Source organism: uncultured Agrococcus sp., assembly GCF_945915485.1.
GTDB lineage: Bacteria > Actinomycetota > Actinomycetes > Actinomycetales > Microbacteriaceae > Agrococcus.
In genome coordinates this window covers 1-8,832 of record NZ_CAMEFJ010000094.1, presented here as the reverse complement: position 1 = coordinate 8,832, position 8,832 = coordinate 1, and the positions used below count along the sequence as shown (strand labels likewise).

The 8,832-nt window shown below is 64.9% G+C and carries 8 protein-coding genes; 7 read left to right on the top strand and 1 reads right to left on the bottom strand.

Going from position 1 to position 8,832, the window contains the following annotated elements; translation table 11 throughout:
- The first annotated feature begins 4 nt into the window (after positions 1–4).
- From Q0O95_RS11980 to Q0O95_RS11970, 3 genes are all read left to right on the top strand, one after another.
- Complete coding sequence (locus tag Q0O95_RS11980; protein WP_366516490.1) at positions 5–1,270, top strand: TRAM domain-containing protein; 1,266 nt, start codon at positions 5–7, stop codon at positions 1,268–1,270.
- A gap of 1 nt (position 1,271) precedes the next feature.
- Positions 1,272–1,637: a hypothetical protein gene (locus tag Q0O95_RS11975; protein WP_293698947.1), complete on the top strand. Its 366-nt coding sequence runs from the start codon at positions 1,272–1,274 to the stop codon at positions 1,635–1,637.
- A gap of 127 nt (positions 1,638–1,764) precedes the next feature.
- The gene (locus Q0O95_RS11970; RefSeq protein ID WP_293698944.1) at positions 1,765–2,211 is read left to right on the top strand and encodes a hypothetical protein; all 447 of its coding nucleotides are present in this window, start codon (positions 1,765–1,767) and stop codon (positions 2,209–2,211) included.
- A gap of 73 nt (positions 2,212–2,284) precedes the next feature.
- Here Q0O95_RS11970 and Q0O95_RS11965 read toward each other — a convergent pair whose 3' ends face one another.
- Complete coding sequence (locus Q0O95_RS11965) at positions 2,285–3,226, bottom strand: hypothetical protein (RefSeq protein ID WP_293698942.1); 942 nt, start codon at positions 3,224–3,226, stop codon at positions 2,285–2,287.
- Positions 3,227–3,455: 229 nt separating this feature from the next.
- Here Q0O95_RS11965 and kynA point away from each other — a divergent pair, with 229 nt between their 5' ends.
- The 4 genes from kynA to Q0O95_RS11945 all read left to right on the top strand — a co-directional run bounded on the left by kynA (position 3,456) and on the right by Q0O95_RS11945 (position 8,740).
- Positions 3,456–4,310 (top strand): tryptophan 2,3-dioxygenase, encoded by an 855-nt coding sequence (kynA, locus tag Q0O95_RS11960; protein WP_293698940.1) that lies wholly within the window; start codon positions 3,456–3,458, stop codon positions 4,308–4,310.
- A complete protein-coding gene (locus Q0O95_RS11955) occupies positions 4,307–5,533 on the top strand; it encodes an aminotransferase class V-fold PLP-dependent enzyme (protein ID WP_293698938.1) in 1,227 nt (408 codons plus the stop codon). Before kynA ends, Q0O95_RS11955 begins: the two co-directional genes overlap by 4 nt.
- A 24-nt stretch (positions 5,534–5,557) precedes the next feature.
- A complete protein-coding gene (locus tag Q0O95_RS11950; RefSeq protein ID WP_293698937.1) occupies positions 5,558–6,271 on the top strand; it encodes an alpha/beta hydrolase in 714 nt (237 codons plus the stop codon).
- A gap of 111 nt (positions 6,272–6,382) precedes the next feature.
- Positions 6,383–8,740, top strand: coding sequence for a M28 family peptidase (locus tag Q0O95_RS11945; protein WP_293698934.1), 2,358 nt, complete (start codon positions 6,383–6,385; stop codon positions 8,738–8,740).
- The last annotated feature ends 92 nt before the right edge of the window (positions 8,741–8,832 follow it).

Sequence of the window (8,832 nt, the reverse complement as noted above, 5' to 3'; positions counted from 1 at the left end):
ACGGGTGGCCAAACGAGATCTGCGAACGACACTGAACCCCGGCGACCGTATGGAGGTGACGGTCGACAATGTTGCGCACGGCGGTCTCTTCGTCGCTCGCACCGAACACGGTGTCGTTTTCGTGCCGGATGCTCTCCCGGGGGAGCGCGTCGCGGTCGAGCTGAGCCGAGTCGCCAAATCGTTCGCGCACGCGGAGACGCTCGAGGTGCTCGAAGCATCCGCTGATCGCGTCGAGCATTTCTGGCCCGAGGCTCGCGTCGAGCGATCGGCGAACTCGCGTGCCGGGGGTGCCGAGTTCGGTCACATCCGTCTGCCCGTCCAGAGGGGCCTGAAGACCACGGTGCTGCGGGACGCAATGCAACGCTTCGGCGGGGTCGAGACCGACGTCGAAGTCCAGCCGGCTCCCGGCGACGATGAGCGGGGTGGTCTCGCGTGGCGTACGCGCGTTCGCCTGCAGGTCAGTGAATCGGGGAGGCAGGGGCCGTTCGCGGCGCGCACGCACACTGTCGTCCCTGTCACGAGTATGCCGCTAGCGACCGAGGGAATCCAGCGAGACGCCTTGTTGGAGGAGCGCCTCGTCGGTGCGTCCCGGGTCGACTACGCGGAGCTCGGTGACGGCACGGTTGATGTGATCGCGACGGAAGGCGATGCGCCGGAAGGGCCGACGCAGACAATCGTCGAATACGCTGGCGACCGCGCATTTCACTTGGATCGCGCCGGGTTCTGGCAGGTGCACCGTGAAGCGCCCGCACTTTTGACGGCAGCGGTGCGTCGAGCCATCGATACCGATCTCGTCGACCCGAAGGCTGCGAACTTCGATCTCTACGGAGGTGTGGGGCTCTTCGCCGCCACGCTCGGCGAACTGCTCGGGCCGACGACGAGAGTGATCAGCGTCGAAGGCGATGAGGTGGCGACCGATCACGCGGCCGAGAATCTTGCCGAGTGGGTGGGTGCGCAGGCGATTACCGCGCCCGTGGCATCGTTCCTCGCGCAGACCCGGCGCACGGCAACACCGAACGAACTGCGAAGGTTGGCGGCGGGCACGGTGGTCTTGGACCCCCCTCGATCCGGTGCCGGAAAACAGGTCGTCGAGTCGCTCACCGCGCTTGGTCCGCGGCAATTGATCTACGTGGCCTGCGACCCCGTCGCGCTCGCACGGGACACCGGCCTGTTGCGGGAGCGCGGGTACGAGCTGACCTCGCTGGAGTCGTTCGATCTCTTCCCGCACACGCACCACTTCGAGTCGGTTGCCGCGTTCAGAAGGGCGTAGGATGCTAGCTCGCAAGATCGCGTGGACGCTCGCGTTCGCAGTCGGCTACAGCGGCGGAATCGTGGCGATTCTGAACATCACGAACAGCCCATGGATCATCGTGCTCGTCGTCATCGCTTTCGGCGGAGCAGCGCTGACGGTGTGGGCGGAAACGCCTCGCATGGCTGTTCCCCCAGGGCTCAAGCTACCCGTCGGAATCGGCCTGGCGTGCGCGGTCATGGTGGCACTCGGCACGATGGCCATCAACGGTGCAGCACCTCCCGGCCTGTGGTACCTGCTGATCGCAGCGTTCGCACTGCCGTGGGGCGTGTATCCCGTGCTGGCGATGCGTGAGCGGCACAGAAGGAATCGGGAAGTTCCCAGCTAAGGGCGTGTAGCCTAGAAGGCTGTCGACCGAGCGAAACGGGGCATGGCTGCCCGGACTGCGTCGGTCGATTTTCCATGTCCAGATCAAAGACGAGAGTGATTTCAGAATCATGCAGACAAAGAGAGTTATGACCACGCTGGCAGGCCTCGCTATCGCTGGCCTGGCGCTCGCCGGCTGTGCGAGCAGCGACGATGCTCCGGCCGACGACGCAGTGCAGGAGGAAGGTGCTCAGGGAGGTGCCACGACGGTCGGTATCAACTGCGTTACCGAGGGCGGCGCGGAGTTCCCGATCGTCGACTTCGAGACCTCATGGGACTTCGAAGTGCCCGGTGACGCGATCGCCGAGTGCACGGGTGAGCTGATTGCCGATGGGGACCTGACGGAAGAGCAGGCTGCCGCAGCGGAAGCGCTGGGCCAGCCGGACGACGCTGAAGCGATCGTTCCGCTGTACGGTGTGTGCGCGCATCCTGAGCTCGAAGGGCTCCTCGACAGCGACTCGGAAGACGAGCAGACGACCGTGACCGCGGCGCTGGCGCTCTGCCCGCACCACCCGCTCGCTGACGACGCAGAATAACCCGATGACACGGGCCGCGCATCGAGATTCGGTGTGCGGCCCGTTTTCTTGCGCCATGCTCGAGTGCCAAGCGCTATCGATGCGGCGGATTCCAGGATCCATACGGATTGGCGACCTGCGGTGGCTGCTGCGTCGGCGGCTGCGATGCGACGGGAGGCGAAGCGTTTCGATCCTTTCCGGTGCGGAGGGCCGCGATGGCCAGAACGGCAGCTCCCGCGGCCATGCCGAACGCGTTCACCAGGAGGAACGGGGCAAGGACGGAGCTGTACTCGTGCGAGAACGACGCGATGCTTCTTACGAGTTCGGCCAGGAAGACGGCCGCGGTCACACCCGCTGCGACATACCTGCTCCAGGCTGCGTTCAGCGAAGCCAGTACCACGATGGCGGCCGTCGCCAGACCGTACAGCAGAGGGGTTCCGACCCTTGTCACTATCCCGAACAGGCCGTCTCCGGAGTCGGATTGGAGCATCGAGGTGATCGCGTTCAGAGGGCCGGAGAGCAGTACGACGGCGCCTGCGATGCAGACGGCGATCAGTTTGAGAGGACTCTTGCCGTGGGAACGCGCCCAGGCCCACCCCGGCAGCGCAAGCCCGGCTGCAGCGAGAATCAGCAGCGGCTCGAAGAGACGCAGGAAGAGGCCGAAGTCGACGAAGTCGAACAGGGTCATTACCGTGGACAGGAGCCAGCCGAACAGATTCAGCACCGCAATCGCGAGGGCCACCAGATGACCGGCCCGGTAAGGGAAGGTCACTAGGGCGAACACCAGAAAGGCGGTGGCCGGTGACGCCCAGCCAACCAGCGAACTGAGATGGTGGTACAGCGGCATCTCGTAAGAGGTGTCGAGGGCCAGCGCGATCGGCTGCCCGATACCGATAAGCCACCAGACTCCGCCGATGACCAGCACTGCGACGAAGGCGAAGAACGTTCCCCTGCCCGGCTGCACTCCGGCCGGCCGTGCCGGACCCGGCTGCCCCGGCTGTCCTGGCTGATTCGGCGGCACGTGGCCGATGTTCATCGGGTTCCCGCTTATCGGAGGCCGACCCATCGGGTTCTGGGTGTTCGGGTTCGGCAAGCCGCTTCCATCCTGCCGACCGTGTGGTTGTTGTTGGTAGGACATTGCACAAGTCATGCACAGCGGGCTGAGGGGAGCCTGGACGAATGCCGGATCGAGGCATGCGTTCGAGCCGGCGAACCGTAGACTCGATGTGGCGCGAACCTGCGCGAAACGCAGAGAGGCGAAACGGATGGGCAACGAATCGAATACCCGGGACATCGAACCGGGTATCCGCACGGATCTACGAGAGCAGATGACGTACGGGTCGTACCTGGACCTCGACCGAATCCTCACAGCGCAGCACCCGCTCAGCGAACCGGAACATCACGACGAGATGCTGTTCATCATTCAGCATCAGACTTCGGAGCTGTGGCTCAAGCTCGTGCTCCACGAACTGCAGGCAGCCATGAGCAGCCTCGCGGCCGACAGTCTCGGAGACGCGATGAAGAAGATCGCGCGTGTGAAGCACATCCAGAAGACCATGATCGAGCAGTGGTCTGTCTTGGCGACCCTGACGCCGTACGAATACGCGCAGTTCCGGGGTTCGCTGGCGAACGCATCCGGTTTCCAATCCGCGCAGTACAGAGCCGTCGAGTTCGCGCTCGGCAACAAGAACGCGGGCATGCTCAGGGTCTTCGAAGGTGAGCCGGAGTGGCAGGCGATGCTCGAGCATGCTCTGCATGCGCCGAGCCTGTATGACGAGTTCCTGCGGTACCTGGCCAGACGCGGATACGCGGTGCCCGAACGCATCCTCGAGCGCGACGTGACGAAAGCGCACGTGAGCGACCCCGAACTTGTCGCGCTCTTCCGCGATATCTACGACAGTGCGCGAGAGCACTGGGATGCCTACGAAGCGTGCGAGGAACTCGTCGACCTCGAGGACAACTTTCAGGAGTGGCGCTTCAGGCACATGCGGACGGTGCAGCGCACGATCGGCTTCAAGACCGGCACGGGCGGATCGAGCGGCGTGCAGTTCCTGCGCAGGGCGCTCGAGCTCACCTTCTTCCCGGAACTGTTCGAAGTGCGTACGGAGGTGGGCCGATGACGGGCACTCGCACGGCTGAGGAGCTGGACGCGGCGGATGCGCTCGCCGAGTTCCGCACGCGATTCGTCGGCCACGACGACCCCGGCATCCCCGCGTACCTGGACGGCAATTCGCTCGGGAGACCGACGATCGCCGCAGTCGAGCGCTGGGCATCGTTCATCGACCAGCAGTGGGGGAGGCGCCTCATTCGCGGCTGGGACGAAGGGTGGTACGACGCCCCTTTGACGCTCGGTGACAGAATCGGAGCGCTCACGCTCGGCGCTGCCGGCGGGCAGACCATCGTCGGGGACTCGACGACCGTCTCGCTGTACAAGGTCGTGCGTGCCGCGCTTGCGCTTCGCCCAGACCGCGACGAGATCGTCGTCGACCGGGGCAATTTCCCGACCGACCGCTACGTCGCCGAGGGCATTGCACGGGATGCCGGCGCTACCCTGCGCTGGATCGACGTTTCGCTCGGATCGGGCGTCAGCGTCGCAGATGTCGAAGCCGCCGTCGGTCCCCGCACGGCCGTTGTCCTGCTCAGCCACGTCGCGTTCCGATCCGGTTTCGTCGCCGATATTCCAGAGATCACGCGTGTCGTGCACGATGCGGGTGGCCTCGTGGTCTGGGATCTCTGCCACTCTGTCGGCGTTCTGCCGATCGAGCTCGACACGTGGGGCGTGGACTTCGCAACCGGCTGCACCTACAAGTATCTGAACGGCGGGCCGGGCTCGCCCGCCTTCCTCTACGTCAGGGCTGAGCACATCCCTTCCGCGCAGCAGCCGATCCAGGGCTGGATGGGAGTACGCGACTCATTCGCGATGGGCCCCGAATACGAGCCCGCGCACGGCATCAGACGTTTCGTTTCAGGCACCCCTCCTGTGAACGCCATGATCGGTATGGAGACCATGCTCGATCTCATAGAAGAAGCCGGCATCGAGGCGATCAGAGCTAAGACGATCGCACTCACCGAATACGCGATCGCTCTGTACGACGGACACCTGGCAGGGTTCGGGGTCGAGCTCTCATCGCCACGCGACGAAACCATCAGGGGCGGTCACGTCACGATCGATCATCCCGCCTTCTCCGACCTCATAGAAGAGCTGTGGCGCGATGGCGTGATTCCGGATTTCAGGCCGCCGTCGGGCATCCGACTCGGGCTCTCGCCCCTGTCGACGTCGTTCGCGGAGGTTGAGACCGCGATCGACCGGATCGCCGCGGGTCTGCGTGCTCGCGCCGCCTGACCGGGCCAGACCGAAGTCGACCCGATGACCGACATTCTTGATAGGGGCGCTCGTTCGCCCGACCGTGAAATCCGATACGCGCCGGGCGAGACCGGCCGAGTGGACGTCTATGAACCGGAAGGCACTGCGCGTGCGCTGATCGTGCTGATCCACGGAGGATTCTGGCGGAATCGTTACGACCGCTTGCACCTTCGCCCGCTCGCAGCAGCCCTGGCTGAGAAGGGATATCTCGTTGCGCTGCCCGAATACCGTCGCGTCGGCGACGAAGGAGGGGGATGGCCGGGAACACTCGACGACATCCGCTCGCTTGCGCGTGGCGCTCGCGGGCTCTTGGGAGCCGAGGATGCGCGCTTGACGCTCGCCGGTCATTCTGCTGGAGGCCACCTTGCGCTGCTCGCCGCCGGTGCCGAATCAGAAGTCGATCGGGTTGTTTCGCTTGCAGGCGTGCTCGACTTCGCTGCGGCCGTGAGGGACGGCTTGTCCGGGGGAGCAGCGCTGGAATTCGTGGGCAGCGATCCCGCAGCCGTCGCCCCGGCCGACCCGATGCAGCAGCCCGTGCCGGCGTGCGAAGTCGTGCTGCTGCACGGAGAGCGCGACGACGAGGTGCCGATCTCGTATTCGGAGGCGTATGCGGCGAAGGATGATCGCGTCGAGATCGTGCGCCTCCCCGGCAGTCACTACCAGCTGATCGACCCCGATGAGGAGGAGTTCTCAGCGCTGCTTGCGGCTCTTCGCTGACTGGCGCTCAGCGACGGAAGTGTTTTCTTCGTTTCGAACGCGAGTGTGAGGATACGCTGAACTCGGCACCCTGCCGCACCATCTTTGTTGTCAGAGAGGACACACAGACTCATGCTTGCGCAAAAACCCCCTTCGAGCGCGCGATTTCGGCCGAAGCGCTCACTCTACGCACTAGGAGCGGCGGCACTCGCCCTGCCGCTGATCGTGATACCGACAGCGGCCACGGCACAGGAATCATCCGCCGGCGATGCCTTCGACGCCATCACGAGTGGCGAACTCCTGCCCGGTTTCGGGCAGGAGTTCTTGGAACAGATCGACCCCGACAGTGTGTGGGCTCATAACGAGATACTCTCCGTGGACATTGGCCCACGCGTAGCGGGTACCGACGCGGAGGACGCCGCGGTCGACTACATCGGCGGACTGCTCGACGAGTACGGGTTCGAGACCGAAGTCGAAACGTTCGACGCCCGTGAACAGGTGTACGCGAACGTGGAACCGAACCGCTTTACCGACGAATACGCCAGCTGGCAGTTCCGCCCTGCAGCCAACGGAGTCTTCACGGGCGCGGACAACCCCGTCGACGCCGCTGTTGTCGACCTGGGTGCGGCGGAGGCCGGTGGCGATTTCGGAGATCTCAGTGGTCTGATTGCCGTCGTCGACTGGATGCAGGAGGCGAGCGACAGGAACGCGCTGCTTGCCGATCTTCGCGACGCGGGAGTCGAGGCCGTCGTGCTGGTACAGACATCGGGCGCGGAATCGTTGCCGAACCCCGGCGATCTTCCCGAACAGCTGCAGGACATGGTCGTCGTGGCAGCGGCGACGAACCAGGGAGAGCGTATTCGCACGTTGCTCGAGGACGGAGATCTTTCGCTCTCGATCACGACCGAGCAGTCCCGTGCCGACAGCTCGAACATCATCGGCGTGCTGCCCGCAGCCGGAGGCGAAGAGGACGCACCGATCGTGTACATCGGGGCGCACATCGATTCGGTCGTGGGAAGCCCCGGGGCGAGCGACAACGGTTCCGGTGTCAGCATCATGCTCGAAGTCGCGCGCATCATCAGTCAGTACGAGCTCGGCGTCGAGATTCGCGTCGGCGGATGGGGAGCGGAGGAGATCGGGATAGTCGGCTCCCGCTATCACGCGGAATCCCTCACCGATGGAGAGATCGAACGTACGATCGGTGCCTGGAACATGGATATGGCGGGCACCAGCTACGAAGGCAACCCCGGTCAGCCGTTCGGATTCTGGGCGCTGACCGTCGACGGTGACACGGCGGAAGAGAACGAAGTGCTGTTCTACGCCGACGAGTCTTCGCGCGGCGCCGGCCACGGCGATCTGCAGATCGGCCAGGTCGGTAGAAGCGATCACCAGTCGTTCAGGGATGTCGGCATCGACGCAGCGGTCTTCAGCTGGATGTTCTGGGCGGGCGGCACCAACATCGTTCTCGAGCCCACCTACCACCAGACGACGGACACCCTCGAGTTCGTCTCCCACGAGCGGATGGGCATTTCTGCGCAGGTCGTCGGCGGGGCGGCATTCCGAGCGGGGCTGCACGACGTCGATGTTGCAGTCATCGATGAAAACGGTGCGCCGGCGGCCGACGCTCAGGTGGCGATGAGCTGCCAAGGCGATGAGGGATGGCGTGATGCGGGCACGGTTACGGGCGACGGAACGCTGCGCACGCACGCTCCGAACACCACGTGCGACTTCGCTGCAATGGCCGAGAACGGAGCGCGAGCGATCGAGCTCGGCGTGGCCTTCGAGGGGCCGGGCGAGGTATCGCTTGAGCTGCAGTTGGACGACACGGCACCCGTCGTGTCGCTTTCGGTCGACGCCGAGGCCGGCGCATCCGGTTGGCACACGACCGCGCCCGTCCGAGTGAGTATTGCCGCGACGGACGACGTCGACAGCGCTCCTGCAGTCGAATACTCCTTGGACGGCGAAGCGTGGCTCCCTTACGAAGAGGCTGTGGAGCTGAGCGAAGAGGGAATACATGCTGTGCACGCGCGAGCCACCGATGATCTCGGCAATGCGTCCGAAGTGGTGTCGGACGAGTTCCGTATCGACACGGTGAAGCCGACGCTTACCGGGACGCCCGATGCGGAAACTCGTGGTGCGGTGCTGCTCGAGGGTGCTGACGCCACCTCCGGTCTCGACGGGGTCGAGTATCGTCTCGGCAGCGGCGACGAGTGGACAGTCGTCGAGTCGGAGTTCGACGAGACCGGAACACTCGTTGCAACTCTGCCGATATCGGATGCAGCAGAGCAGGTTGAACTTCGAGCCTTCGACGTCGCGGGTAACTCGAGCGACATCGTCGAGATTGCCTGGCCGGCGGCTGAGGGCTCCGACGGTAGCCTCCCGTCCACGGGTGTCGCGTTCAACGGGCTCGCAGCCGGTATCGCTGCGCTGCTCGCGCTCGGCGGTGCCCTGGTCTTGCGCTCCCGGTTGAGCAAGCGAGCGGGCGCCTAAGCGCTCGCTGCTCTGAAGGGGCGCCCGCGACCGGTTCGCGGGTGCCCCTTCTTCCATGCATGCGCAGAAGCGCGCTCATGTCAGAGGTCCCG